Origin of the sequence: Haloarcula litorea, assembly GCF_029338195.1 — an archaeon.
Taxonomy (GTDB): Archaea; Halobacteriota; Halobacteria; order Halobacteriales; family Haloarculaceae; genus Haloarcula; species Haloarcula litorea.
The window spans coordinates 2400557-2424150 of sequence record NZ_CP119779.1 but is presented as its reverse complement, the minus strand read 5'-3'; the positions used below and the strand labels follow the sequence as shown (position 1 = coordinate 2424150).

General features: G+C 70.4%; 26 protein-coding genes. 15 read left to right on the top strand and 11 right to left on the bottom strand.

All coding sequences use genetic code 11. From position 1 onward, the window contains the following. Nucleotides 1-109 precede the first annotated feature (109 nt). Nucleotides 110-2230, top strand: a complete 2121-nt coding sequence (locus P0592_RS13065) for a hypothetical protein (RefSeq protein WP_276271339.1) — start codon at nucleotides 110-112, stop codon at nucleotides 2228-2230. Here P0592_RS13065 and P0592_RS20245 read toward each other — a convergent pair. After that, a complete protein-coding gene (locus P0592_RS20245) occupies nucleotides 2211-2345 on the bottom strand; it encodes a DUF7503 family protein (protein ID WP_419181103.1) in 135 nt (44 codons plus the stop codon). The genes P0592_RS13065 and P0592_RS20245 overlap by 20 nt on opposite strands. Before the next feature lie 419 nt (nucleotides 2346-2764). Between P0592_RS20245 and P0592_RS13060 the strand changes: the two genes are divergently transcribed. The 4 genes from P0592_RS13060 to P0592_RS13045 all read left to right on the top strand — a co-directional run bounded on the left by P0592_RS13060 (nucleotide 2765) and on the right by P0592_RS13045 (nucleotide 6401). Next, a complete protein-coding gene (locus tag P0592_RS13060) occupies nucleotides 2765-3685 on the top strand; it encodes a response regulator (protein WP_276271338.1) in 921 nt (306 codons plus the stop codon). 64 nt (nucleotides 3686-3749) lie between these two features. Further along, nucleotides 3750-4712: a rhomboid family intramembrane serine protease gene (locus P0592_RS13055; protein WP_276271337.1), complete on the top strand. Its 963-nt coding sequence runs from the start codon at nucleotides 3750-3752 to the stop codon at nucleotides 4710-4712. Between the two features lies 1 nt (nucleotide 4713). Continuing rightward, nucleotides 4714-5496, top strand: a complete 783-nt coding sequence (locus tag P0592_RS13050; RefSeq protein ID WP_276271336.1) for an endonuclease V — start codon at nucleotides 4714-4716, stop codon at nucleotides 5494-5496. Nucleotides 5497-5552: 56 nt separating this feature from the next. Further along, on the top strand, nucleotides 5553-6401 hold the full coding sequence (locus tag P0592_RS13045; protein WP_276271335.1) for an SDR family NAD(P)-dependent oxidoreductase: 849 nt from the start codon (nucleotides 5553-5555) through the stop codon (nucleotides 6399-6401). Here the strand turns inward: P0592_RS13045 and P0592_RS13040 are convergent. The 4 genes from P0592_RS13040 to mct all read right to left on the bottom strand — a co-directional run bounded on the left by P0592_RS13040 (nucleotide 6398) and on the right by mct (nucleotide 11594). Next, entirely contained in the window at nucleotides 6398-7504 is a 1107-nt protein-coding gene (locus tag P0592_RS13040; protein WP_276271334.1) for an ArsA family ATPase, read from the bottom strand. The genes P0592_RS13045 and P0592_RS13040 overlap by 4 nt on opposite strands. Nucleotides 7505-7553: 49 nt before the next feature. After that, entirely contained in the window at nucleotides 7554-7715 is a 162-nt protein-coding gene (locus tag P0592_RS20240) for a DUF7563 family protein (protein WP_419181102.1), read from the bottom strand. Between the two features lie 90 nt (nucleotides 7716-7805). Further along, nucleotides 7806-10289 carry an ATP-dependent DNA helicase gene (locus P0592_RS13035; protein ID WP_276271333.1) on the bottom strand — a complete coding sequence of 828 codons (2484 nt, stop codon included), beginning with the start codon at nucleotides 10287-10289 and terminating at the stop codon, nucleotides 7806-7808. Between the two features lie 111 nt (nucleotides 10290-10400). Beyond that, nucleotides 10401-11594 (bottom strand): succinyl-CoA:mesaconate CoA-transferase, encoded by a 1194-nt coding sequence (gene mct / locus P0592_RS13030; protein WP_276271332.1) that lies wholly within the window; start codon nucleotides 11592-11594, stop codon nucleotides 10401-10403. Nucleotides 11595-11715: 121 nt separating this feature from the next. Here mct and glmS point away from each other — a divergent pair, with 121 nt between their 5' ends. From glmS to P0592_RS12995, 7 genes are all read left to right on the top strand, one after another. Further along, a complete protein-coding gene (glmS, locus tag P0592_RS13025; RefSeq protein WP_276271331.1) occupies nucleotides 11716-12156 on the top strand; it encodes a methylaspartate mutase subunit S in 441 nt (146 codons plus the stop codon). A gap of 2 nt (nucleotides 12157-12158) precedes the next feature. Beyond that, nucleotides 12159-13619 (top strand): methylaspartate mutase subunit E, encoded by a 1461-nt coding sequence (locus tag P0592_RS13020; protein WP_276271330.1) that lies wholly within the window; start codon nucleotides 12159-12161, stop codon nucleotides 13617-13619. Continuing rightward, complete coding sequence (locus P0592_RS13015; protein ID WP_276271329.1) at nucleotides 13609-14880, top strand: methylaspartate ammonia-lyase; 1272 nt, start codon at nucleotides 13609-13611, stop codon at nucleotides 14878-14880. The genes P0592_RS13020 and P0592_RS13015 overlap by 11 nt, the downstream gene beginning before the upstream one ends. Next, nucleotides 14873-15967 (top strand): 2-methylfumaryl-CoA hydratase, encoded by a 1095-nt coding sequence (mch, locus tag P0592_RS13010; RefSeq protein WP_276271328.1) that lies wholly within the window; start codon nucleotides 14873-14875, stop codon nucleotides 15965-15967. Before P0592_RS13015 ends, mch begins: the two co-directional genes overlap by 8 nt. Beyond that, on the top strand, nucleotides 15964-17016 hold the full coding sequence (gene citE, locus P0592_RS13005) for an L-malyl-CoA/beta-methylmalyl-CoA lyase (protein ID WP_276271327.1): 1053 nt from the start codon (nucleotides 15964-15966) through the stop codon (nucleotides 17014-17016). Before mch ends, citE begins: the two co-directional genes overlap by 4 nt. 72 nt (nucleotides 17017-17088) lie before the next feature. Further along, complete coding sequence (locus tag P0592_RS13000; protein ID WP_276271326.1) at nucleotides 17089-18087, top strand: ABC transporter ATP-binding protein; 999 nt, start codon at nucleotides 17089-17091, stop codon at nucleotides 18085-18087. Further along, the gene (locus tag P0592_RS12995) at nucleotides 18080-18889 is read left to right on the top strand and encodes an ABC transporter permease (RefSeq protein WP_276271325.1); all 810 of its coding nucleotides are present in this window, start codon (nucleotides 18080-18082) and stop codon (nucleotides 18887-18889) included. The genes P0592_RS13000 and P0592_RS12995 overlap by 8 nt, the downstream gene beginning before the upstream one ends. Nucleotide 18890: 1 nt before the next feature. Here the strand turns inward: P0592_RS12995 and P0592_RS12990 are convergent, their stop codons facing one another. Further along, nucleotides 18891-20009, bottom strand: coding sequence for a pyridoxal phosphate-dependent aminotransferase (locus P0592_RS12990; RefSeq protein ID WP_276271324.1), 1119 nt, complete (start codon nucleotides 20007-20009; stop codon nucleotides 18891-18893). A gap of 34 nt (nucleotides 20010-20043) precedes the next feature. Next, a complete protein-coding gene (locus tag P0592_RS12985; protein ID WP_276271323.1) occupies nucleotides 20044-20187 on the bottom strand; it encodes a hypothetical protein in 144 nt (47 codons plus the stop codon). Between the two features lie 80 nt (nucleotides 20188-20267). Between P0592_RS12985 and P0592_RS12980 the strand changes: the two genes are divergently transcribed. Together P0592_RS12980 and P0592_RS12975 are read left to right on the top strand one after the other, a co-directional pair. Next, the gene (locus P0592_RS12980; protein ID WP_276271322.1) at nucleotides 20268-20837 is read left to right on the top strand and encodes a CinA family protein; all 570 of its coding nucleotides are present in this window, start codon (nucleotides 20268-20270) and stop codon (nucleotides 20835-20837) included. 34 nt (nucleotides 20838-20871) lie between these two features. Then, complete coding sequence (locus P0592_RS12975; RefSeq protein WP_276271321.1) at nucleotides 20872-21378, top strand: metal-dependent hydrolase; 507 nt, start codon at nucleotides 20872-20874, stop codon at nucleotides 21376-21378. Here P0592_RS12975 and P0592_RS12970 read toward each other — a convergent pair. Continuing rightward, nucleotides 21375-22175 carry a PHP-associated domain-containing protein gene (locus P0592_RS12970; protein ID WP_419181101.1) on the bottom strand — a complete coding sequence of 267 codons (801 nt, stop codon included), beginning with the start codon at nucleotides 22173-22175 and terminating at the stop codon, nucleotides 21375-21377. The genes P0592_RS12975 and P0592_RS12970 overlap by 4 nt on opposite strands. 48 nt (nucleotides 22176-22223) lie before the next feature. Between P0592_RS12970 and P0592_RS12965 the strand changes: the two genes are divergently transcribed. Continuing rightward, entirely contained in the window at nucleotides 22224-22514 is a 291-nt protein-coding gene (locus tag P0592_RS12965) for a DUF7565 family protein (protein WP_276271319.1), read from the top strand. Between the two features lie 114 nt (nucleotides 22515-22628). Here the strand turns inward: P0592_RS12965 and P0592_RS12960 are convergent, their stop codons facing one another. From P0592_RS12960 to P0592_RS12950, 3 genes are all read right to left on the bottom strand, one after another. Further along, entirely contained in the window at nucleotides 22629-23066 is a 438-nt protein-coding gene (locus P0592_RS12960; protein ID WP_276271318.1) for a transcription elongation factor Spt5, read from the bottom strand. Between the two features lie 3 nt (nucleotides 23067-23069). Then, complete coding sequence (locus P0592_RS12955) at nucleotides 23070-23249, bottom strand: protein translocase SEC61 complex subunit gamma (RefSeq protein ID WP_276271317.1); 180 nt, start codon at nucleotides 23247-23249, stop codon at nucleotides 23070-23072. A gap of 64 nt (nucleotides 23250-23313) precedes the next feature. Continuing rightward, complete coding sequence (locus P0592_RS12950) at nucleotides 23314-23583, bottom strand: hypothetical protein (RefSeq protein WP_276271316.1); 270 nt, start codon at nucleotides 23581-23583, stop codon at nucleotides 23314-23316. Nucleotides 23584-23594: the final 11 nt, after the last annotated feature.

Below are 23594 nucleotides of genomic sequence, written 5' to 3'. Positions count from 1 at the left end.
TTCGGCCCAGGGGGTCTTACCCGCTTCGCTCGCCGCAGTCGGCGGCGACACCTTTTCCCTCTCTCACGCCGTGGTGGACGTATACCGCTGCCAGTGGAACGGACTCACGATGCCAATCACGTTCGCCTCGCTCACGGATCGCCACGGTGTCGAGGTCGTCGACCGGCTAGAGCGGCAACGGTACCGCTTCCACGCGGCCGATCCCGTCTCGCCGACGCCCGTCGACCCGGACGACTTCCACTTCCCGGTCGGCGCTGCGGTGGCGGTCCGGACGAGCGAGCTCGTCCTGCCGACCGTCGTCCCCGTCTACGTCCGCACCGCTGACGGCGACATGGTCGCCGAGGTGACGCAGTTCGAGCGCGAGTCGGTCCCCGACGGGGCCTACAGCCTCGACCTCTGTACCCGCATCAAGACCTACCTCCGGGTCGACACGGGCTTCGATGTCAGCGTCGATATGGAGCAGACACGGATCTCCTTCGACGAGCCGACGGATGTTCGCGTCGGTGCCCGCTCTCGACACGACCGGCCCGCCGCGACCGTGACGACGACGACCGACCCGCTGGACGTGATGGCCGCCGTCGAGACGTTCGGGTCGGCGCTGCAGACCACCGACCCGGAGCGGTCGTACCCGACGCTCCGGGGCCACCCGCCGGCGCTGGCGCTCGGCGACGAGCTCGACGTGCCGTCGACCGTCGACCGCCCCGACACCGGCGTCACCCTCGAACTGCCGCCGGACCTCGGGTCGATCTACGTCGCCGCGCCGCTGGCGTACTACCTCGGGGCAGCCGTCGAACCGGGACCCGCCCCGCGGCTGGTCACGGACGCCGGCTTCGAGTACGCCCTCACCGGCCCCGACGGCTACGAGCGCGCGGTCGAGCGGACGCTCAAGCACCTGTTCTTCCTCGACTGCCTGACCCGGACAGAGGGGTACTACGAGATCGACCTCCACGAGCGCAACGTCGTCGAGCCACACGTCGACCTCGACTTCGCGGCGCTGTACGACCGGCCGCTGGCCGAACAGGTCGCGGCGTACCTCGACGTCCCCTACGCGGTGCTCGCCGACCACGTCCCCGACTGGCGGCTCACCGCCCACGTCCAGCCGACGGCCGACAACGCAGAGCTGTTGCCGTTCGTCGTCGACGACCTCGCCATCGTCCGGACCCACACCCCCGGCGGCGCGGACCGGAGCGCCGCGACGGCGACGGAGCGGGAGTTCACCCGGTCCGGGACGGGCGATTTCACCCGCAGCGCCAGCGCCGACGGGCTCGCCCGCGCGACCGACACCCGGACCGAACGCGTCGACTACGTCGAGCCCGCGGCCACCGACACCCTCGAACAGGCCTGGCTCGGCGAGGGCGTCCCCATCGGCGCGAGCAAGCTCACCGCCGCCGCGTTCCAGAACCGCCTCGACCGGGAGACGACGGAGGGCGATATCACCATCACCGTGGTCCAGAACGACGCCCGGATGGAGGAAGAGCGGCGCATCGCCGGCGAGGTGTACGGCGACCGCGAGGACCTCCCGTTCGACGTCACCGTCCACGAGAACCTGACGACCGCCGAGCTCACCGACGCTCTGACCGACCGCAGCGACTTCTTCCACTACATCGGCCACATCGACGACGACGGGTTCGCCTGCACCGACGGGAGCGTCGACGTGCGCGAGATCGACGCCGTCGGCGTCGACACCTTCCTGTTGAACGCCTGTACCTCCTACGATCAGGGCCTGGGGCTGGTCGAAGCCGGTGCCATCGGCGGCATCGTCACCCTCAGCGAGATCCTGAACGAGGGGGCCGTCACGATGGGCGAGACCATCGCCCGCCTGCTCAACAGCGGGTTCCCGCTCCGGGCCGCGCTCACGATCGCCCGCGACGAGAGTATCCTCGGCGGACAGTACATCGTGGTGGGCGATGGGGGGATTACAGTGACACAAGCAGCGGGTGGATCGCCGAATCTCCTCTATATCCAACAGAAAGAAAATAGGTTTAATGTCAATATAGTCAGCTACGCTACAGATCAAAAGGGAATGGGAAGTATTACCGTCCCATTCATCGGAAAAAATAAACAGTACTATCTGATTTCAGGGAATATTGGCGGTTTCGAGGTGGATAAACAGCAGCTAAAAGACTTTTTGATGATGGAAGAAGTTCCAGTCCGGGCTGATGACGAACTTTATTGGAGCAGTATGTTACTTGCAGAGAACTTAACGGAGCTTACGGGCCAGCGATCGTAGCGTTATTGCCTGCCGCTACACTCCCAGCCTGCGTCAGCAGCAGCAGGACGGTGAACAGTGCGCCGGCCATTCGTGGGTGCTCTGCGATGTACTCGCGCATCTTGGAATCGGACATAGTGCACTCGACTAATCACCCCGTTGTATATTAAAAATATTTGAAAAGTTCTTACATATATTAAGTCGTATTAACCGAAGTCAGAAGTCGTCCCTCGTCGGTGTGGTCGCGCCCGTCGCGATCCGATCGGTCGGAAGTGGCGGTCCCCACGTGGCCCCACGGTCCCACGGCTACGCCGGCATATCCGGCGTCCGGTTGTTTGTTACGTGGTCACTACCCCCACTATCAGTATCGTTTTATGACCGGACACTAAATAAGTGGGTAACGATCAGAGTACCCGGAGCACCCGGGTCCGGACGGCTGCCATCGTTCGATTCGGAACGGGGAAGTCGAAAGGAACCGGACGGCTCCGGTACGCCCAGAAAAATGATAGGTTTCACGAACGTCACGTCCGGCCGCGGTCCTGCGGGGGAGCGCGGATGACGCCGGACGGCTGTCAGGGCAGCGGGCAGGTCGAACTCTCGCGGACCGCGATACGGGGGAGTCCCCGTGTGGCGGACCGGAACACGCCGCTCATCCGGTCGGAGTCGGACGGGTGCCCGGAGGAGCTGCAGGCGGAGGTCCCGGTGCCGCTGGCCGGCGTCGACGGGACCGACGAGGTACGGGTCCTCCACGTCGACGACAACCCACAGATCTGTGACCTCGTCGAGACCTTCCTGGAACGAAACGGGGACGACTTCACCGTCGTGACCGCCCACAGCGCCGTCGAAGCGCTGGATCGACTCACCGACGGCGAGTTCGACTGTGTCGTCAGCGACTACCAGATGCCCAACACCGACGGGCTGGAGCTACTGGAGATCGTCCGGGAGCGCTACCCCGACATGCCGTTCATCCTCTTCACCGGCCAGGGCAGCGAGGAGATCGCGAGCGAGGCTATCGCCGCCGGCGTCACCGACTACATGCAGAAGGAGACCGGGACCGACCAGTACGAGGTGCTCGCGAACCGCGTCGAGAACGCGGTCGAGCAACACCGGACCGAACAGCAGTTCTGGAACGCGCTGTCGTGGTACCAGCGGCTCGTCGAGCAGGGCCTCGCCGGGGTCTGTATCATCCAGGACCGGGAGTTCGTCTACGTCAACGAACGCCTCGCGGAGACGTTCGGGTACGACCAGCCGGACCTCATCGGCGAGTCGCCGGCCCACCTCGCGGCGGAGGGGGAACGGGAGACGGTCATAGACATCGTCGAGTCGGACGACCACGGCGATCTGGAGTCGTTCGACGCGGCGTTTACCGGCATCCGAGCGGACGGCCGTGAGGTCGAGGTCGAGGTGTCCGGGGGTCCGGTCGACTACGACGGTGCATCGGCCTGGATCGGCGTCCTCAGGACGACCGACGAGTAGCGACGCTCGTGCCCGCGGGGGGACAAGCACAATCCATTTGCACCGCGCACCCAAACAGTCGGTAATGTCGGACTGCGACGTCTGTGGCAAGAGCGAGAACATGCCCTATCAGTGTGGGCACTGCGGCGGGACCTTCTGCTCGGAGCACCGGCTCCCGGAGGCCCACGACTGTCCCGGCCTCGACAACTGGAACGATCCGGGCGGGGTGTTCGACAGCGGCTTCGACGACAGCGTGAACACGGGCCGATCCACCGAGTCGAGTGGGCTGGCCGACCGCATCGGTATCGACACGGGGCCTGGCGGGGCGTTCGGCTACTTCCGCGGGAACATGACCTACGTGTTCCTCGCGCTGATGGCGGTCGTCTTCGTCGCGGAGCACGTCGTCGGGCAGTTACTGGGGATCACGAACCCGGCCCTCTACTCGCAGTCGCCGCTCTGGCGCTCTATCTTCGTCCTCAGTCCCCAGAACCCGGAGTACGTCTGGACGTGGGTCACGTCGATCTTCGCCCACTCGCCGGCCGGGTTCTTCCACATCGTCGGCAACGGCATCGTCATCTACTTCTTCGGCCGTATCGTCGAGCAGCAACTCGGCTCGAAGCGGTTCGCGATCTTCTTCGTCGTCTCCGGGATGCTCGCGGGACTGGGGCAGATCGCGCTCCAGTGGCTCCAGTCCGGCGGTGGCTACGGCGTCCTCGGGGCAAGCGGCGCGGCGCTGGCCATCCTCGCGTTCCTGACGGTGCTGAAACCCGACCTCACCGTCTACCTCTACTTCCTGATCCCGGTGCCGATCTGGGCGATCACCGGCTTCTACGCGCTGCTCAGCATCGTCGGCGCGCTGTCGCCGGGTGCGGCCGGCCTGCTGGCCGGCAACGTCGCCCACGCCGCGCACCTCATCGGGCTGCTCATCGGCCTCTGGTACGGCAACCGGTTCAAGGGCCGGTCCAGGGTGCCGGGCGAACTGCAGTTCGGACGCGGCGGCGGTCCGGGCGGACCCGGCGGCCGCGGCGGCGGTCGGGGACCGTTCTGAGATGGCGGTCAGCCGTCCCGAGTTCGTCCCGGATCCCGCGCTCTCCCGCGAGGAGATGGCGGCGCTCCAGCGAGACATCGCCGACCGAGCGGTGTTCGACGACGACCTGTCGTTCGAGCCGGCGGCGGTCGGAACCGACGCTGCGCAGTCGACGCTGGCGGGTGGCGAGACCGAACCGCCGCTCGTCGCCGGCGTCGACCAGGCGTTCGTCGGCGACCGCGCCGTCTCGGCCGTCGTCGTCAGCCGCGGGGGCGAGGTCGTCGAGCGCGTCCACGCCGTCGAACGGACGGAGATCCCCTACGTCCCGGGCCTGCTCTCCTTTCGCGAGGGCGGTGCCGTCCTCGCCGCGCTGGCGGAACTGACCCGCGAACCGGACGTGCTGTTCGTCGACGGCAGCGGCCGCATCCACTACCGCGAGGCGGGGCTGGCGACACACGTCGGCGTCACCGTCGACGTGCCGACCGTCGGCGTCGCCAAGAACCTGCTCTGTGGTCGACCCCGAGAGTCGCTGGATCGGAAGCTCCCGACCGGGACGCGAGTCGCGGTCGAGGCCGACGACGAGGTCGAGACGGCGGCGAACGGGACACACATCGGCGACGCGGTCCAGACCCGGCAGTACGACTCCGGGGACCGGCACATCAATCCGCTGTTGGTCAGCCCCGGCCACCGCGTGAGCGCCGGGACGGCGACGGACCTCGTGCTGGCGACGACCGAGGGGTACAAGCTCCCCGAGCCGACCCGGCGGGCCGACGCCCACGCCGACGAGGTGAAGGCCGAGGTGTAGGTGCCCCGTCGACGGGACCGGGGGAGCTTAATTGTCCGGCGCGTGTCGGGGCGGGTATGACCAAGACGGTGCTGATAAGCGACGCCGCGTCGCCGGTCGGCCGGGCGACGGCCGAGGCGTTCCGCGAGGACGACTGGGACGTGTGGGCCGGCGCAGCCGATCCCGAACTCGTCGACGACCTCGAGGCCGACGGCTGCCGGACGGTCGAACTCGACGTGACGAACGCCCGGGAGTGCGAGCGGGCCGTCGAGACCGTCGTCGACGAGGCCGGACGGATCGACTGCCTGGTCCACGACGGGGGCCGGGGACGCGTCGCCGCCGTCGAGGACACGTCGACGGTCGACCTGGAGGCGCGCCTCGACGGGGCGGTGCTGGGTGCCCACCGGCTCGTCCGCGAGGTCCTGCCCCACATGCGCGACCGGGGCGACGGCGCGATCGTCAGCGTCGGCGGCGTCGCCGGGCGGCTGACGCTCCCCGGGCAGGGGAGCACCGCCGCGGCCCAGGCCGCACTCGGCGGGCTGCACGACGCGCTCCGCGTCGAGGCCGCCGAGTTCGGCGTCGACGTCGTACTCGTCGAGCCGGGGCCGCTCGACCTGCCGGGCGAGCCCGAGAGCGGGGCGGCGGCCGCCGACGAACCCGCGGCCGCGGCGACGCCCGACGGCGGTTCGGGACCGTACGACTGGCTCTACAGCGCCCACGAGGACTCGCGGCTGACCGGGCTGGCCGACGCGGTCTCGGTCACGCCCCGCGCCGTCGCGCTGACGGTCCGTGACGCCGCCAACGCCAGCGATCCCGAGCCCCGCTACCCGGTGGGCGAACCGGCGAAGTACCTGCTGCTGGCGGCGCGGCTGCCGGCGCGGTGGCGCGACGCCGCGGTCTCGGTCGCGCGGCGGTTCGTCGACTAGTCGAGGCAGGCGGCGACGACGGACAGGAGCCGCTCGCCGTGGACCTCCTCGGCGAACAGCGGCACGCGGCGCACGTCGTGGCCCCGGAAGAGGTCCTGTGCGCGGGCCAGCGCGTCCTGCTGGACCTGCCAGCGGCGGGCGCAGAACTCGCAGTCGTCGTGGTTCGGGCCGGCGATGTCGACCTCGCGGTCCAGCACCTCGCTGGGGTCCTGCATCACGCGGTTGACGACGACGGTCCCGACCGGGATGTCGAACTCCCGGAGCTGGCCCAGCAGGCGCTCGGACTCGACGACCGACAGCTCCTCCGGGACCATCACGACGCGGAAGTCGGTCTTCGCTGGGTCACGGAGGATCGATCGGAGGTGTTCGATGCGGTCGCTCAGTTCCCGCAGGTCCTCGATCCCCTCCTCGGGGTCCACGTCGTCGGCGTCCCCGCCGAACATCCCGGAGAGGTTGCCCAGCATCCCGGAGAACCGCTCGCGAAGCTGGAGGATGCGGCCGACCATCGAGTCCATCGTCTCGGGCAGTTCGAGCAGGCGGAGGGTGTGGCCCGTCGGCGCGGTGTCGACGACGACGCGGTCGAACCGGTCGTCGTCGACGTAGTCCAGCAGGAGCCGCATCGCCGCGGCCTCGTCCGCGCCGGGCATCGACCCGCCCAGCAGGCCGTCCTCGCCCAGCACCGGGTCGTCGGTGTCGCCGGCCGCGTTCGGTGCCGACCCCGTAGGGCCGCCGGCACCACCCATCGGGCCGCCGTCGCCGCCGAGCAGGCCGCCGAGGCCGCCCAGGGCGTCCTCCTCCATCCCGAGCGGTCCCTCCCCGACGGCGGCCTCGGGGTCGATCTCGGCGGCGAACAGGGGGACATCCTCCCGGACGCGGGCTGGTTCGGCCGGGATCTCGGTCTCCAGCGTGTCCGACAGCGAGTGGGCCGGGTCCGTCGAGACGACGAGCGTCGCCGTCCCGTCGCGCGCTGAGGCCAGCCCCGTCGCCGCGGCACAGGTCGTCTTGCCGACGCCGCCCTTCCCGCCGTAGAGCACGTAGTCGGGCGCGTCGACGCCCGCCGGTGTGTCGATCTCCTCGACGGCCTCGACGTCGATGTCGCTCATACCCGATGCTACGCCTCGCGACTTGAGTACTTCCCGAAAAGGGGCGACCTTACTGGCGGGAGGAACGCGCCTCGCGGACGTCCGCACCGTCACGCAGTTTGTCCTCGCAGTTCGGGCAGACCCGCGGCCCGGCCGACTCGTACGTTTCCGGTGTGAACACCCGTACGTACTGCTCAGTTACGAACGAACCGCAGTTCTGACACTCGGGCATCCCCTGAAACACTCGAACGACGTAGTATATGTCTTTTGTTGCCCACGAAAACGTCCGGTTACGAACCCGCTGTGCCCGGTCTCGCGGCCGTCATCGCCGACCCCGCCAGAACGCGGACAGCTGATCGGCCAGGAAGTCGGGGGTCATTCGGGTGAACTCCTCGCGGACGCCCGCGGGGAGATACGGCGAGACCGAGTGGCGGGCGTCGGGCGCGTACCGACCGCCGACGAACGCGCGGACGCCCACCTCGTCGGTGCCGCGGATGACCCGACCGATGGCCTGGCGAGCGCGTCGGACCGCCGGGACCGTCAGCGCGTACTCGAAGGCGTTGTCCTCGCCGAAGGCGTCGCCGTAGGCCCGCTGGACGGCCCGGACGCGGGGCGAGCCGATGTTGACCAGCGGCACGCCGACGACGGCACAGGTCGACAGTTTCGCGCCGTCGTAGTCGACGCCCTCCGTCAGCGTCCCGCGGGCGGAGGTCACGAGGACTTTCCCCTCGCCCCGGAAGAACGCTTGCTTGCGCCGCTCGGTCTCCTCGTTGCTCGAGGACTCGTCGACCAGCACGGGCTTGTCGACCGCGCCGTCGAGGTAGGCCCCCGCCCAGCGGGCCTCCCGGTAGTTCGGCATCGCGATCAGGACGTTGCCCGGCGAGCGCGCGAGCGCCCGCAGCGCGTGGGCGTACTCGTCGCGGGTCGCGTTCCACTCCTCGCCCAGCGGCTCCATCGCCTCGGGGTTCCCGCGGTTCCGGGCGGTGAACGGCCGCACGTCCACGAGGTAGGAGGCGCGGTTCTCCGGCGGAAACGGGAGGTCGTAGGTCGTCGTCCGGACGACGCGCTCGCCCTCGGTCGGGTCGTCGGAGCCGCTCCCGTCGTCGCCGCTCACGTTCCCCGAACTCCCACCGCCGCCCTCGGCCAGCGCGTCCAGCCCGGAGACGCGGGTGAACACGTCCAGGGGCTCCAGCGTCGCGCTCATCAGCACGCCGCCGCCGAGTTCGTCGAAGACCTCCCGCAGCGCCGTCGCGGGCATACAGTTGTAGCAGAGCAGTCCCGGCGTGTAGACGGCCTCGTAGTCGGCGTCGACCTGCCGGTTCTCGGCCGGGGAGTGTTCGAGTTCGATCTCCCGGAGGAACGTCGAGTGGTCGCGCTCCCACCACTGCGCGGCCAGCACGCCGACGGCGGCACACACCGGCTGGCGGGTCAGCCCCAGCTGGTCGACGGCGTCCTCGACGGCCGCGCCGACCTGCGGCAGCGTCCGCCACAGTTTCCCGTCGTACCCCTCCCGCTCGGCCCACTCCGTCAGCTCGTCTACCTCGACGGTGTCCGGGTCCCGCAGCGGGATCTCCCGGTCCCGTTCCGGGAGGCGCTCGGGCCGGGCGCGCCACCCCTCGTGTTCGGCGTCGAGGAACGACTCGACGCGGTCGTCGAGCCAGCCCAGCAGGTCGTCGTAGAACTCGCGGGCCCCGTCGACGGCCTCCAAGGGTATCTCGCGGGCCGACAGCACCTCCCGGACCTGCCGCTTGTGGTCGGCGCTCTGCCGGGCGCGCTGGACGAGCAGTTCGCAGTCGTTGCGCGCCTGCTTGATCGTCTGCCTGCCGAGCCGATCCGAGAGCAGGTCGCGGACCCGCTCCTCCAGTCGGTGGGCCTCGTCGACGACGACGAAGGTGTTCTCGTCGAGGATCCCGGCGAGCAGCGGCCGCGAGCCGGGGTCGAACAGGTGGTTGTAGTTGCCGATCACCACGTCGGCCCCCTGCAGCATCGTGCTCATCGCCCGGTGGGGACAGGTGCCCCGTTCGACGGCGGCGGGGTAGTAGTCGGCCGTCGTGACGACGTTGTTCGGCCCGGCGTCGAAGCCGACGGGCGAGCCCTTGTTCCGGGCGTACCAGTCGGCCTCGAACGGGCAGTACAGCGGCGGGTCGTCGCCCTCCGCCATCGACTCCGGTGCGGTCGGCTGGCTCGGGCGGTACGGCGAGTCCGCGCCGCCCGAGGAGAGCGTGTCGTCGCCGATAGTCGTCTGTGCAGTCGCGTCGGGCCGGGCTGCCGCCGTCAGGTCCTGTGCCTTCCGGGGGTCCCACCACTGGTCCTCGTCGTCGGGGTCGCCGCCGACGGCCGCCTCGGCGACGGCCGCAGCGCCGCTCGACTTCCCGTCGTCCTCGACGAGGCGCGCGGTGGCTTCCCGCAGGTCGTCACAGCGCTCGTGGGTGCTCGCGTCCGCCGGGAACTTCCCCTCGCGGCCGTACGGACAGAGGTCCCGTTTCCCGACGAGCGCGATGCCGTCGAAGGGCTCGTCGACGCCGGCGTTCAGCGTCCGGAGGTCGTCGACGAACTGCTGGAGCTGCTGTTTGACCGGGGTGACGACGACGATCCGGTCGTAGAGGTCCGTGTCCCGGACGAGGTGTGCGCCGGCGGTCAGGGCCGCCATCGTCTTGCCGGTCCCGCAGGGGCCCTCCATCGCGAGGAAGCCCCGCGCCTTCCCGGCCTCGATGGCGCGCTCGACGGCGTCGGCCTGGTTCTCGTACGGTTCCGGGAACCCGAAGTACTCGCGCCAGGCCGCGTCGCCGGTGGCCGTGTCCCGCATCGGGCCAGGGTTGGGCGGCCCCGTATTTGAACCGCCGGGTTCGCCGGCAGTGGCCGCCCCGACCCCGGCCGGAGCTGTCGACTCTCGGGACCACTTCGGTCCCTCACGTCCTCAGTCGCTCTCCGCGCCGGTCCGTCCCGCGTCGGTCTCCGTCTCGCCCTCGCCGAGGATCTCCTCGCGGTGTTCGTCCAGCAGCGGCGCGCGGCCACGCGGCCGGGGGTTCGTCTCGGTCATCTTGATTGGGCTGCCGGCGACGGTCATCGGCTCGGCCGCGCCCGGCTGGGCCACGTCCGCGAGCATCTCCCGCCCGTGGACGTGGGGGTCCTCGAAGACGTCGCTCGCGTCCTGAACGGGCGCGGCCGGGACGCGGCCGTCGAGTCGCTCGACGAGTTCCGCCGTGGTCTGGTCGCGCGTCCAGTCGGCGATCTCGGCGCGCAGGCGCTCGCGGTCGTCGAGTCGCGCCGCCGCGTCCGGGTAGTCGGCGGCGAGGCCCGGGCGGTCCATCGCCGCACACAGCGTCTCCCAGTGGCGGTCGTTGAACGCCGCGACGACGGCGTGGCCGTCCGCCGTCTCGAAGGCGTCGTAGGGGAACAGCGTCGGGTGGGAGTTGCCCTGGCGCGTCGGGGCCTCGCCGTCACAGGAGTACTGGTAGATCGACCGCTCGGCCAGCGACACCATCGCGTCGTACATCGCGGTGTCGACGTACTGGCCCTCGCCGGTCCGCTCGCGGTGGTGGACCGCCGCGAGGACGCCGACGGCGTTCAGCGCCGCGGTGAAGATGTCGCCGACGCCGGGGCCGACCTTCGTCGGCGGCCCGTCCTCGGGGCCGGTGATCTCCATCACGCCGCCCAGCGCCTGCGCGATGAGGTCGAAGGAGGGCTGGCCCTGTCGCTCGGTCTCGCCGGTCCGCGGGTCGCCGAACCCGCGGATGGAGGAGTAGATCAACTGTGGGTTGTGCTCCCGGAGCGTCTCGTAGCCGCAGTCGAACCGCTCCATCGTGCCGGCCTTGAAGTTCTCGACCACCACGTCCGCGCGCTCGACGAGCGAGAGGAACGCCGCGCGGTCCTCGTCGGTCCGGAGGTCCAGCTCCAGCGACCGCTTGCCGCGGTTGACGCTCTGGAAGTAGCCGCCGTAGGCCTCGTCGTCGCTGTCCGCGACGTACGGCGGGTTCGAGCGGATCATGTCCCCGCCGGGGCGCTCGACCTTCACTACGTCCGCGCCCATGTCCGCGAGCAGCATCGTGCAGTACGGTCCGGCGAGGACCTGTGTCAGGTCGAGGACCCGCAGGTCGTCGAGCGCACCCATACACGCGGCCAGCAGGGGCCGACACAAGTAGTTAATGATAAACCATTATAATCTGTATTAGGACCTATTATCATTATAGACCATTAACTTTATTCACCTCCCGCGATTCCCCTTACTGTACATGCCCCGAACCGTCGTCCTCGGCGTGATCGGCTCCGACGCGCACGTCGTCGGTATCACGATTCTCGAGCAGGCGCTCTCGGCCGCTGGCTTCGAGGTGGAGAACCTCGGCGTCCAGACCTCGCAGGCCGAGTTCGTCGACGCGGCGAAAGCCACGGACGCCGAGGCGGTACTGGTCTCCTCGCTGTACGGGCACGCCCGGCAGGACTGCGAGGGGTTCCACGACCGGCTGGAGGCGGCGGGTCTGGACGTCCTGACCTACGTCGGCGGTAACCTCGCCGTCGGCCAGGACGACTTCGAGGCCACGCGCGAGCGGTTCCGCGAGATGGGGTTCGACCGCGTCTTCGACGCGGAGACCGACCCCGAGGAGGCCATCGCGGACCTCCGGCGCGACCTCGAGATCACCGCGACCGAGCCCGAGCAGGTCAGGGTCGACGGGTGACGATGCCGACAGACAGCACGCTCTCGCCCGACCAGCTACAGCGCATCGCGAACGACCTGCGGGACGACTGGCCGACCGGACGAGCGGTGGATTTCGAGGAGGCCGTCGACTTCCACGAGTCCCTCCCGCGCGAGAAGCGGTTCGCGCCGGTCCTGGAGTCGGCCGACCGCCCGCTGCTCCAGCCGCGGGCCGGCGTCCCCTGCCTGGAGGACCAGATCGACCTCCTGCGGTACCTGCAGGAGGAGGGCGGCGCGGACCTCCTCCCGACGACCATCGACTCGTACACGCGGGACAACGAGTACGAGAAGGCCGAGGAGGGCCTGGCGGCCTCGCGCAACGGCGCGGCGGACGAGCTCAACGGCTTCCCGGCGGTCAACCACGGCGTCGAGGACTGTCGCCGCCTCGTTCGGGCGCTGGACGCCCCCATCGAGGTGCGCCACGGGACGCCCGACGCCCGCCTGCTGGCGATGGTCACCCTCGCGGGGGGGTTCCAGTCCTTCGAGGGCGGTCCCATCTCGTACAACATCCCCTACACCAAGCGCCACGACCTCGCGACGACGATCGAGCACTGGCAGTTCGTCGACCGGCTCTGTGGGGCCTACACCGAGCGGGGCGTCACGATCAACCGCGAGCCGTTCGGCCCGCTGACCGGGACCCTCGTCCCGCCGTGTATCGCCATCGCGGTGATGCTCGTCGAGGGCCAGCTCGCGGCCACCCAGGGCGTGCGCTCGCTCACGCTGGGCTACGGCCAGGTCGGCAACCTCGTCCAGGACGTGGCCGCGCTGCGGGCGCTGCGGGCGCTTGGCGAGGAGTACCTCCCCGACGAGGTGACGGTCACGACCGTCTTCCACGAGTGGATGGGCGGGTTTCCGCCCGACGAGGCCCGCGCCAACGGCGTCATCAGCCTCGGCGGCGCGACGGCGGCGGTCGCACGGCCCGACAAGGTCATCACGAAGTCGCCCCAGGAGTTCCAGGGGGTCCCGACCAAGGAGGCCAACGCCGCGGGCCTGCGCACCACGAGGCAGCTCATCGACATGATGATCGAGCAGGACATCGACCTCAACGGGATCGAGGAGGAGCGGCGACTGATCGAGCGGGCGACCCGCGCCCTGATGGACGCGATCTACGACGCCGGGGACGGCGACGTGGCCCGGGGAATCGTCCGGGCGTTCGACGCGGGGACGATGGACGTGCCCTTCGCCCCGAGCGACGCGGCCGAGGGCGCGGTGCTACCCGCCCGGGACGACGACGGCCGCGTGCGCATCTTCGAGTTCGGCGACCTCGCGCTCCCCGACGAGATCCGCGAGACTCACGCGGCCCTGCTGGGCGAACGCGCCCGCACGGAGGGGCGCGACCAGTCGTTCCGGATGGTCGCCGACGACGTCGACGCCATCAGCGAGGGGCGGCTCATCGGCCGTCCGAACGGCGGCGACCCCACCGGGGGTGCCAGCGATGCGGATTGAGTCGGTCCGGGCGGTGCCGGGCCTGTCTGGCTTCTTCTTCGACGACCAGCGCGCGATCAAGCAGGGCGCGACCCAGCGGGGGTTCGCCTACGACGGCGACCCGGTGACCGAGGGGTTCGAGCGGGTCCGCGAGGCCGGCGAGTGCCTCGTCGTCGAACTGGAACTGTCCGACGGGACGGTCGCCACCGGCGACTGCGCGGCCGTCCAGTACTCCGGCGCGGGCGGCCGGGACCCGCTGTTCCGCGCGGCGGAGTACCGCCCCGTCGTCGAGGGCCCGGTGGCCGACGAACTCCGGGGCCGCGACCCCGCCGCGTTCCGGGAGAACGCCGAGCGGGTCGAGGAGCTGGCTCCCGAACGATCGGGCGGCGAGCGCCTGCACACCGCGGTCAGGTACGGTGTCTCGCAGGCGCTGCTGGACGCGGCGGCCCGCGCACGCCGCGGGACGCGGACCGACGTGCTGGACGACGCCTACGACACCGACCCCGCCACCGAACCGGTCCCGGTGTTCGGCCAGTCGGGCGACGAGCGCCGGACCAACGCCGAGAAGATGATGATAAAGGGCGTCCCGGTCCTGCCCCACGGCCTGTTCAACAGCGTCGAGAAGGTCGGCGCGGACGGCGAGGGCCTGCGCGAGTACCTCGCGTGGTTGGCCGACCGCGCCGACGAGTTGGGACCGGAGAAATACGCGCCCCGCTTCCACGTCGACGTCTACGGCATCCTCGGGGAGGTGTTCGGCCCGCCGTACGACCGCGCCGAGGTCGTCGACTACTTCGAGACGCTGCGGGCGGCGGCCGCGCCCCACCCCCTCCAGGTCGAGGGGCCGATGGACGCCGGCGGCCGCAGCGAGCAGATCCGGCAGATGGCCGACCTCCGCGACGGCCTGGCCGACGCCGGCGTCGCCGTGGATATCGTCGCCGACGAGTGGTGCAACACGTTCGACGACGTGCGGGCGTTCGTCGACGCGGGCGCGGCCGACCTGGTCCAGGTCAAGACCCCGGACCTCGGCGGCGTCCAGCGGTCGGCCGAGGCGGTGCTGTACTGCGACGGGACCGACACCCGCGCCTACCTCGGCGGCACCTGCAACGAGACGGTCACGTCCGCGCGGGCGTGTGCGCACGTCGCGCTGGCGACCGACGCCGCGCAGGTCCTCGCCAAGCCCGGGATGGGCTTCGACGAGGGGTTCATGGTCGTGACCAACGAGATGCGGCGGACGCTCGGGCGTCGCCGGCGCGACGCCCGGGAGGCGCGCGCCGATGACTGACTGGACCGATCCCGACGCCGTCGACACCGGCGATCCGGACACCTTCGAGGCGCTGCTGGACCGCGCGGCGACTCGCGAGAAGGGCCACCACTTCGAGTTCTTCGCCGAGGGCGACGAACTCGTCCACGACCCCGGCCTCCGCCTCTCCCGGCACGGCAGCGAGGAGTGGATGGGCACGACGCTGAACCACGATCCCGCCTACTGGCGCTCCGACGCGGCCCGCGAGCGCGGGTTCGACGGCGTCCCGGTCCACCCCGACTACCTGCTGGCCTGCGTGATGGGGATCACGGTCGAGGACCTCTCGGAGAAGGGCGGCTACTTCCTGGGCCGGACGGACGTCGAGTTCCACCGGCCCGTCTATCCCGGCACGGAGCTGGCCGTCACCTCGACGGTGCGGGACACGCGCACCTCGTCGTCGCGGCCGGCCTACGGCATCGTCACGTGGGAGACGGTCGGGCGCGACCGCGAGACCGGCGAGCGGCTGGTCTCCTACGAGCGGACGAACATGGTCCCGCGACGCGACCCCGCGGCGACAGACGGCGGCGGGAGCGGCCCAGAGACACCGCCCGACGATGCCGGCGACGGTCCCGCCCTCCCCGACGCGCTCCTGACGCCCGACGGCGAGACGTTCGAGGCGTTCAGGGACGCGCTCGACCGCGCTCGCGGGGCGCAGGCCGCGGTCGCCTACCGCCACGAGCGGGGGCGGACGATGGACGACCACCTCGTGGCCGGCCTGCCGCTGGCGACGCTGAACACCGCCCGCCAGCACCACAACCGCGACGAGATGGCCGACTCGCCGTCGGGCGATATCGTCGCCTACGGCGACGTGACCCGGTCGATCTCGTTGGCTCACGCCCGCTCGGACGAGGCGACCTACCGCGAGCGCCGTTTCGAGGACGAGCGGTTCCACGACTTCGTGACGCTGGGCGACACGGTCTACGGCTTCACGCGCGTCCTCGACTGCGACGGGGCGGCCGGCCCCGACCGGACGGGCGCGGTCACCTTCGAACACGTCGCGTTCAATCAGCACGACACCCCGGTCTACTCCGGCCGGCGAACTTCCCTCGTCGAGCGAGACTCACGATGACGACCAACGACACACGGCTCTGCCGCACGTTCCAGACCGCGCCCGCTGCCGTCCCCCGGGACGACAGCGCGAAGTTCCTCACCTCCGGCCTCACCAGCGAGGGGTTCCAGACCCCCGACTGGCTCGTGCCCGACATCGAGGACGGCACCGCCCCCTCGATGAAGGCCGAGGCCGTCGACAACGTCGTCGAGCGCCTGCCCGACCACGCCCCCGACTTCGCCGGCGAGATCCTCCCGCGGGTCGAGTGGGCCTACGACGGCCAACAGTTCCGCGAGCGCGGCACCGACCAGGTCCGGCGGCTCGCGAGCGAGGTCGGCGAGCACCTCGACGGCGTCGTCGTCCCGAAGGTCGGCCGGCTGGCGGACGTGCGCGACGCGGCGAACGTCATCGCCGAAGCCGAACGCGACGCGGGCCTCGCCGACGGCGCGCTGGACATGGCGATCATCCTGGAGACGGCGGCGGCCCGGTCGGACCTCCGAGAGATCTGTCGGTTCGCCACCGACTCGCGGCTGGAAGCGATCGTCTTCGGTCCCGTCGACTACACCGCCGAACTCGGCGGGCGGGCGCTGGACGGCGAGCGGCCCCGCTGGGACGGCCTCCTGGAGGCGCTCTCCAACGAGACCAGCGCGGCCGACATCGCCGCCGTCGGCGGCCCGTTCGACCAGCTGTTCCACGAGCGGGCCGGCGTCACCTACTACAACGCCGAGGGGTACGCCGACCAGGTCGAGCGGGAGGCCACCGTCGGCATCGACGGCTCGTGGTCGCTCCACCCCAAGCAGACCGCACAGGCCAACCGCATCCACATGCCGAGCACCGAGGAACTGGAGCGGGACGTCTCGAAGATCGAGGCGTTCAACGACGCCAAGCGCGAGGGGACCGGCGCGGTCGTCGTCGACGGCCAGATGGTCGACGAGGCGACCTACAAGAACTTCGCCAACACCGTGTGGCAGGTCCGGGCCATCGACGCGGTCCACCCACAGCAGACGACGGCGTACTACGACGAGGACCTGCTGGCCCGCGCCCGCGACGTGGCGCTTGCGTTCAACTGAGTCGGGCCGAGCGGCGGCGGTCCCGACTCGCGCGTACCAACCCTCAAGCCCGTCCGGCCCCTTCTCATCCCGATGGCAGCTATCGAGGTCGAGGGACTCACGCGCCGCTACGGCGACCTCGTCGCCGTCGACGACGTCTCTCTCACCGTCGAGACCGGCGAGATCCTCGGGCTGCTCGGGCCCAACGGCGCGGGCAAGTCGACGCTCGTGAACACGCTCTGTACCCTGCTTTCCCCCAGCGAGGGGACCGCCCGCGTCGCGGGCCACGACGTGGTCGCCGCACCGGGTGCGGTCCGGCAGCGCATCGGCGTCGTGTTCCAGGAGCCCGCGCTGGACGACGAACTGACCGGCACGGAGAACCTCCGGTTTCACGCGCGGCTGTACGGCATCCGGGCGGATCGTCGCCGGGAACGGACACGGACCGTCCTGGACCTCGTCGACCTCGGCGACGACGCCGACAAGCCCGTCGGCGAGTACTCCGGCGGGATGGCCCGCCGGCTCGAACTGGCCCGGGGGCTGCTCCACGAACCCGACGTGCTCTTCCTCGACGAGCCGACGGTCGGGCTGGACGCGGGGACCCGCAAGACCGCCCGGGACTACGTCGCCCGCCTGAACCGCGAGGCCGGCGTCACCGTCGTCCTGACGACCCACTATATGGAGGAGGCCGACGCGCTCTGTGACCGCGTGGCGATCGTCGACGACGGCTCGGTGGTCGCGCTCGACGACCCGGAGACGCTGAAGGCCGACCTCGGCGGCGACGTGGTCCGACTGGGCACCGACGATCCGAGCGCCGTCGCCGCCGCCGTCGAGGGCGAACCCTGGGTCCGCTCGGTGACGGCGACCGGGGACGGCGTCGACGTCGGTGTCGACGACGGGGCACGTCGAGTGGCCGCGCTGGTGACGAGCGCGAGCGTGGTCGCGGAGGTCCGGACCGTCTCCGTCGACCGACCGACGCTGGAGCGGGTGTTCCTCTCGCTGACCGGCCGAACCGTCGAGGACGCCGCCGAACCGACCGGAGACGGGACCGAGGCGACCGCGACGGCCCCCACAGGGGGCGAGGACGATGACTGACGGCGATATCGGAGCGGAGAGCGACCGCGGGAGACTCGCTCGCGAGGCCGTCGCGGTCTACGGCCTCTGGAAGCGCGACGTCGTCCGGTTCTGGCGGGCCAAGAGCCGCGTCGTCGGCCTCCTGCTCGGGCCCTTCTTCATCCTCGTGTTCTTCGGGTTCGGCTTCCGGGGGGCGCGGTTCGGCGCGGTGCCGCCGTCGCTGACCTACCTGGAGTACCTCGTCCCCGGCATCCTCGGGTTCACGATGCTCTTTGCCGCGTCGTTCACCGGCCTCGCGGTGCTGTCGGACCGCGAGGTGGGGTTCCTGAAGGAGATCCTCGTCGCGCCCGTCAGCCGGACGGGGATCGTGGTCGGCCGCATCGCCGGCGGCGCGACCACGACGATGCTCCAGGCGCTGCTCATCCTCGTGCTCGCGCTCCCGCTTGGGTTCCGACCGGTCTCGCTGGTCGGCGTCGCCGTCGCGGCCGGCATCCTCGCGCTCGTCGCCGCGACGTTCATCGGACTGGGCCTCGCGCTGGCCTCGCAGTTCAAGGACACGCAGGGGTACAACCTCCTGATCAACTTCGTCCTGTTCCCGCTTGCCTTCCTCTCGGGGGCGTTCTACCCCCTGTCGAACCTCCCGGTGCCGCTCCGGGTCGTCGGCTACCTGAACCCGCTGACCTACGGGGTCGACGGCCTCCGGGGCGCGCTGGTGGGCTACTCGGTCCGGCCGGTCGCCGTCGACGTCGGGGCGCTGGCCGTCGCCGCCGCCGTGACCGTCCTGCTCGGCGCGGCGCTGTTCCGCCGCGTCGAGGCGGTGTGAGTCAGCCGAAGAAGTCGACCAGCCGGTCGGCAGCGGTCTCGACCCGGTCGGTCGTCAGCGAGAAGCGGAGCCAGTCGGCCCGGGACTCGCCGAAGGCCTCGCCGGGCATCCCCGCGACGCCGCCCTCGTCGATCAGTTCCTGCACGTTCGCCAGGCTCCCCGGGAAGCCGGGGAACCGCGCCATCACGTAGAAGCCGCCCTCGGGCCGGTCGTACTCCGCACCGACGGCGTCGAGCGCCCCACAGATCGCGTCGATGCGGTCGGTCAGGCGCTCGCGGGCGGCGGCGTAGTAGTCGGGGTCGGTCTCCCGGAACGCTCGCTCGACGGCGTACTGGGCCGGGCGGCTCCCGGTGACGTTGGTCAACATATGTCGGGTCCGGGCGCGGTCCAGCAGGTCGCCGTTCGGGCCGTCCTCGGACGGGAACACGGCGTAGCCGACCCGCAGGCCCGTGACGGCCATCGACTTCGAGAAGGAGTTGGTCGCGACGACGTTGGGCGAGTCCGTCGCCAGCGCCGAGGCGAACCGCCCCGAGAAGTCGAAGTGGTCGTACACCTCGTCGGCCACGAGCAGGGCGTCGTGGGCCTCGGCGATCGCCGCGAACTCGGCCATCGCGTCGGCGTCGTACACCGCGCCCGTGGGGTTGTTCGGCGACGTGACGACGATCACGGCCGTCTCCTCGCCGGCGGCCGCCCGCACGTCCGCGGGTCGAAGGTGGCCGTCGTCGGCGACGGGGACGTAGGTGGTCTCGGCCCCGACGAAGTTCGCGCGGCCGGCGTAGTAGGGGTAGACCGGGTCGGTCAGCAGGATCTCGTTCCCGGGGAAGTGGTCGAGTCCGCCGGTCATCGCGAGGTGGTTCGCCTCGCCGGCCCCGTTCGTGACGAGGACCCGTCCTCTGGGGACGTCCCGCCGGGCGGCGATGGCCTCACGGAGCGATCGGAGGCCGACGCTGGGCGGGTACTGGAAGTCGTCGGCCGGCAGGTCGGCGAACTCCCGCAGGCCGTCCCGGAGGGCCGCGGGCGGGTCCCAGTCGGGGTTGCCAGACACCATGTCGACCACGTCCCGGTCGGCCCGGGCGGCGTACTGCATCACCCGGAAGAACTGGGGCGTCTCGTAGTCCATACCTCCGCTGTGGCCGCGTTGCCCGTCTGTCTTTCTACTGGCGGACGTACAGCGTCACGATCCCCGCCGCGAGCAGGAGGACGCCCCAGAGGAGGTCCGACCCCGGGAGGACGCCGAGCAGGAGCGTCACGACACCGGAGGAGACGAGCGACCAGCCGAGCGTGGTCTGGTAGGCCATACGAGACGTTGCGGCTCCACACCCATAGGTCTCCGCCCGGCGAGTGAACGCTTTTCCCCCGACGGGACCAACCGCCGGCTATGACCGAGGACGCCGTGGCGCACGATTCCGCGAGCGGTCGGACGGACTCCGACGACGCCGTCGAGGAGCGGGTCGGCGAGGCGCTCAGGGCCACCGGGGCGACGGTGGCCGTCGCCGAGTCCTGTACCGGCGGACTGGTCGGGTCGCTCCTGACGGACGTCCCGGGCTCCAGCGACTACTTCGACCGCTCGGTGGTCAGCTACTCCTACGCCGCGAAACAGGACCTGCTGGCCGTCTCGCGGGAGGCGCTGGACGCCCACGGTGCCGTCTCCGAACCGGTCGCCCGGGAGATGGCCCGAGCGGTCCGGGACACGGCCGGCACCGACTGGGGCCTGGCGACGACGGGCGTCGCCGGCCCCGACGGCGGCACCGCGGAGACGCCCGTCGGCACCGTCTACGTCGGCGTCGCGAACGCCGCGCCGTGGGAGAGCGGCGCGTCGGACTGCACGGTCCGCCGCTACGAGTTCGACGGCTCACGGACCCAAGTGAAAGATCGGATCGCCCGGCAGGCCCTGACGGACCTGCTGGCCGCCGTGCGGGACGCGGGCCGCGAGACGGCCGAGGGGTAAGACCTTTCGCCCGGCCCGTCCTGGCCCCGTGTGGATGGACAAACGCGGGCACGTGTTGAACGCGGTTCTGCTGAGCATCGGTCTCGGGTACGTCCTGGACCCCTCGGGGGACGTGACGACCTTCGCCACCATCGCCGAGGTGTTCCTCCCCGTCGTCCTGGGGGCGCTGTTCCCCGACGTGGACACCGCCTTCGGGAAACACCGGAAGACGCTCCACAACATCCCGGTGCTCGTGATCTTCCTGGCGCACCCGATCTACCACGGCGGCAACCTCCAGTGGGTGTGGCTCGGCGTCCTCACGCACTACGCTCTGGACTATCTCGGCTCCAAGCGCGGGATCGCGCTGTTCTACCCGGTCTGGGACAGGGAGTTCGGCTTCCCGTCGGGGGTCACCACCTCCAGCGACCACGCCGAGATCGTCACCGTCGTCATCACCGTCGTCGAACTGGGCATCGTCGCCGTCCTCGTCCACGTCCTCCCGCAGTACCTCCCGACGGGGCTCTCCCAGTACATCGTCGAGGGCACCGCGAGCATCGCCTAGTAGACCTTCACGTCGTCGAACGCGCCGTCGTAGGCGACGTGGTCGGGGTGGGTCGGCGCGGTCCCCTGTAACATCACCCGGTCGAACTTCTCCCAGCTGTTCTCGTAACCCAGGTGGGCGAACTCCAGCGCCCGGCGGACGCCGTGACGAACCCCGTTCCGGTGGAAGATGCGCCGCGGTTCGCCGCCCCGGAGCGCGGCCGCCAGGTCCGCCGCCGTCTCGAACGAGCGGTCGAAGGACACCCACGCCTCGCCGACGGTGCCCCGCAGGTGGGCGTACGACGACGTGAACGTCCCCTGGCCGGTCTCGCGCGCCCACTCGCGGGCCCGGCGGTTGTGGTGTGGCAGGTGCTTGGGGTTGTACACCTCGATCGCGTCGATGGCGTCGTCGTAGGCCTCGATCTCCGCCCGACCCAGCGAGACGCTGAGAAAGCCCGGGTGCGGGACGAGGACCGCCGCGTCCTGTCGCCGGAGCTCCGCCATCGTCGCCTCCAGGGTGAGGAAGTCCGGGATCGGCTCCGAGAGCCCGACCCCGAGGACGTGTCGCCGGCGCTGCCAGCTCTCGGTGAACAGCTCCCGGGCCGGAAAGACCGTCAGCTCGTCGTCGGAGAAGCGTTCGGCCCGCTCCCGGATCTCCGGCAGCCGCGTGAAGTGGGGGGCGTAGACCAGCGCGTCCAGTCCCCGGTCTTTGGCCCGCTGGACGACCCGGTCGTCGAGCACCTTCACGTGCAGGTCGACGTTGAACCCCTCACTCGTCACGCGTGTGGGTATCTCAGTCTGCCAATTAGGGGTTTCCATTCGTCGGTCGTGGGAACGCTTTTGGTCGCGCACGGTCTGCTTCCGGTAATGCCACGCTGGGAGTGCGCCATCGAGGGCGACGACAGCCGGTTCGACCGCGTCGAGGACCTCATCGTCCACCAGTCGACGGACCACGACCGAATCGCCTGCAAGGTCTGTGGCACCGTCGTCCCCGACGGCTACTTCGCCATCAAACACGCCTTCGACGAGCACTCGCGGGCCGAGTACGTCCGCGCCTACGACGCCTCCGCCGCCGAGGTCCGCCGCCGCGAGAAGATCAAGGAGTCCATCGAGGCCGCGGCCGACATGAACGAGGTCATCGACCGGATCGAGAACTAGCGGAGCCGCCGTTCACTGCGACCGGGTTCCCGCCGTCGACGCGTTTTTGTGTCCGTGCGAGCACCGCGAACGAGTGTGCTCGTCCGCGGGAAACCGGCGACCTCGTCCGAGGCGTTACCGCTCTTCGGAGTCGAGAACTCGGATCTGGTCCCCGCGCACTGTCACGGGAATCGGGACCGTCGCCTCGTACAGCTCGACGGTCACCTGGTCCTTGCCCTCGTCGATGCGCTGGACCTGTGCCTTCTCGCCCTTGAACGGGCCGGCGATGAGTTCGACGATGTCGCCCTCCGCGATGCCTTCGACGTCGGGTTTCGGCGAGAGGAAGTGCTCGACCTCCGCCATCGAGGACTCCCCCTGGACGACGCCGTTGGCGTGGGGGATCTCGTCGAGGATGCGGTCGAAGACCGCCGCGTCGTCGGCCTCGACCATCACGTAGCTGGTCAGCGAGTCCGGCGCGAGCGCGGCGTGGACCTCCTCCTCCTCGCGGCTGATGATCATGTCCGCGACGGTGCGTTCCTGACTGGCCGTGGTCTTGACAGCGTAGATCCCCATAGATTACACCGGCTTGCTACCGGGGATGAAGCTCATCACGGCGAAGATGAGGAACCCGAGCAGTCCGACCAGCGCGATGCCCGCGCCGGCGATCTTCGCGATCTGGGAGAACTCCTCCCAGGAGGGCGTACTCGCCAGTTTGAGTACGCGAACGTAGGAGGTGATGTCGTACGGAACGTCCATACGGGGTCGTATCCGCCCGGCGCTTTTCTATATTGTGGTGCGCGCTCGCGGCGGCTGGCGCGTCTCAGTCGTCGGCGACGGGGGTCGGGGCCGCGCCGCCCGGCGTGACTGTCGCGTTCGGCTCCGCCGAGTCCCGGTCGAGCGCTCGTGCCGTCTCCGACATCTGTTCGGAGACCGCCGCCTGTTGGTCGCTCAGGCGCTGTGTGGACGCCCGCAACTGCTCGACCGCGTCGCCGAGGCCGGTCGTGCTGGTGCTGAGGTCCGCCATCGAGTCCCCGAGCCGCGAGAGCGCGCTGCCCACGTCAGAGTCGTCCGTCGTCGTGCCTGCGTCCATACGACAGACGA

Bases quoted from the DNA above. Each gene is read 5' to 3' on its own strand.
- P0592_RS13060 (WP_276271338.1), top strand. From the start codon at position 2,765: ATGACGCCGGACGGCTGTCAGGGCAGCGGGCAGGTCGAACTCTCGCGG.
- P0592_RS12965 (WP_276271319.1), top strand. From the start codon at position 22,224: ATGCCACGCTGGGAGTGCGCCATCGAGGGCGACGACAGCCGGTTCGAC.
- P0592_RS13000 (WP_276271326.1), top strand. From the start codon at position 17,089: ATGGCAGCTATCGAGGTCGAGGGACTCACGCGCCGCTACGGCGACCTC.
- P0592_RS12970 (WP_419181101.1), bottom strand. From the start codon at position 22,175: ATGGAAACCCCTAATTGGCAGACTGAGATACCCACACGCGTGACGAGT.
- mct (WP_276271332.1), bottom strand. From the start codon at position 11,594: ATGGGTGCGCTCGACGACCTGCGGGTCCTCGACCTGACACAGGTCCTC.
- citE (WP_276271327.1), top strand. From the start codon at position 15,964: ATGACGACCAACGACACACGGCTCTGCCGCACGTTCCAGACCGCGCCC.
- P0592_RS12950 (WP_276271316.1), bottom strand. From the start codon at position 23,583: ATGGACGCAGGCACGACGACGGACGACTCTGACGTGGGCAGCGCGCTC.
- P0592_RS12990 (WP_276271324.1), bottom strand. From the start codon at position 20,009: ATGGACTACGAGACGCCCCAGTTCTTCCGGGTGATGCAGTACGCCGCC.
- P0592_RS20245 (WP_419181103.1), bottom strand. From the start codon at position 2,345: ATGTCCGATTCCAAGATGCGCGAGTACATCGCAGAGCACCCACGAATG.
- P0592_RS13055 (WP_276271337.1), top strand. From the start codon at position 3,750: ATGTCGGACTGCGACGTCTGTGGCAAGAGCGAGAACATGCCCTATCAG.
- P0592_RS20240 (WP_419181102.1), bottom strand. From the start codon at position 7,715: ATGCCCGAGTGTCAGAACTGCGGTTCGTTCGTAACTGAGCAGTACGTA.
- P0592_RS12980 (WP_276271322.1), top strand. From the start codon at position 20,268: ATGACCGAGGACGCCGTGGCGCACGATTCCGCGAGCGGTCGGACGGAC.
- P0592_RS12985 (WP_276271323.1), bottom strand. From the start codon at position 20,187: ATGGCCTACCAGACCACGCTCGGCTGGTCGCTCGTCTCCTCCGGTGTC.
- P0592_RS12995 (WP_276271325.1), top strand. From the start codon at position 18,080: ATGACTGACGGCGATATCGGAGCGGAGAGCGACCGCGGGAGACTCGCT.
- P0592_RS13040 (WP_276271334.1), bottom strand. From the start codon at position 7,504: ATGAGCGACATCGACGTCGAGGCCGTCGAGGAGATCGACACACCGGCG.
- P0592_RS12960 (WP_276271318.1), bottom strand. From the start codon at position 23,066: ATGGGGATCTACGCTGTCAAGACCACGGCCAGTCAGGAACGCACCGTC.
- P0592_RS12955 (WP_276271317.1), bottom strand. From the start codon at position 23,249: ATGGACGTTCCGTACGACATCACCTCCTACGTTCGCGTACTCAAACTG.
- mch (WP_276271328.1), top strand. From the start codon at position 14,873: ATGACTGACTGGACCGATCCCGACGCCGTCGACACCGGCGATCCGGAC.
- P0592_RS12975 (WP_276271321.1), top strand. From the start codon at position 20,872: ATGGACAAACGCGGGCACGTGTTGAACGCGGTTCTGCTGAGCATCGGT.
- P0592_RS13015 (WP_276271329.1), top strand. From the start codon at position 13,609: ATGCGGATTGAGTCGGTCCGGGCGGTGCCGGGCCTGTCTGGCTTCTTC.
- glmS (WP_276271331.1), top strand. From the start codon at position 11,716: ATGCCCCGAACCGTCGTCCTCGGCGTGATCGGCTCCGACGCGCACGTC.
- P0592_RS13035 (WP_276271333.1), bottom strand. From the start codon at position 10,289: ATGCGGGACACGGCCACCGGCGACGCGGCCTGGCGCGAGTACTTCGGG.
- P0592_RS13065 (WP_276271339.1), top strand. From the start codon at position 110: ATGCCAATCACGTTCGCCTCGCTCACGGATCGCCACGGTGTCGAGGTC.
- P0592_RS13045 (WP_276271335.1), top strand. From the start codon at position 5,553: ATGACCAAGACGGTGCTGATAAGCGACGCCGCGTCGCCGGTCGGCCGG.
- P0592_RS13020 (WP_276271330.1), top strand. From the start codon at position 12,159: ATGCCGACAGACAGCACGCTCTCGCCCGACCAGCTACAGCGCATCGCG.
- P0592_RS13050 (WP_276271336.1), top strand. From the start codon at position 4,714: ATGGCGGTCAGCCGTCCCGAGTTCGTCCCGGATCCCGCGCTCTCCCGC.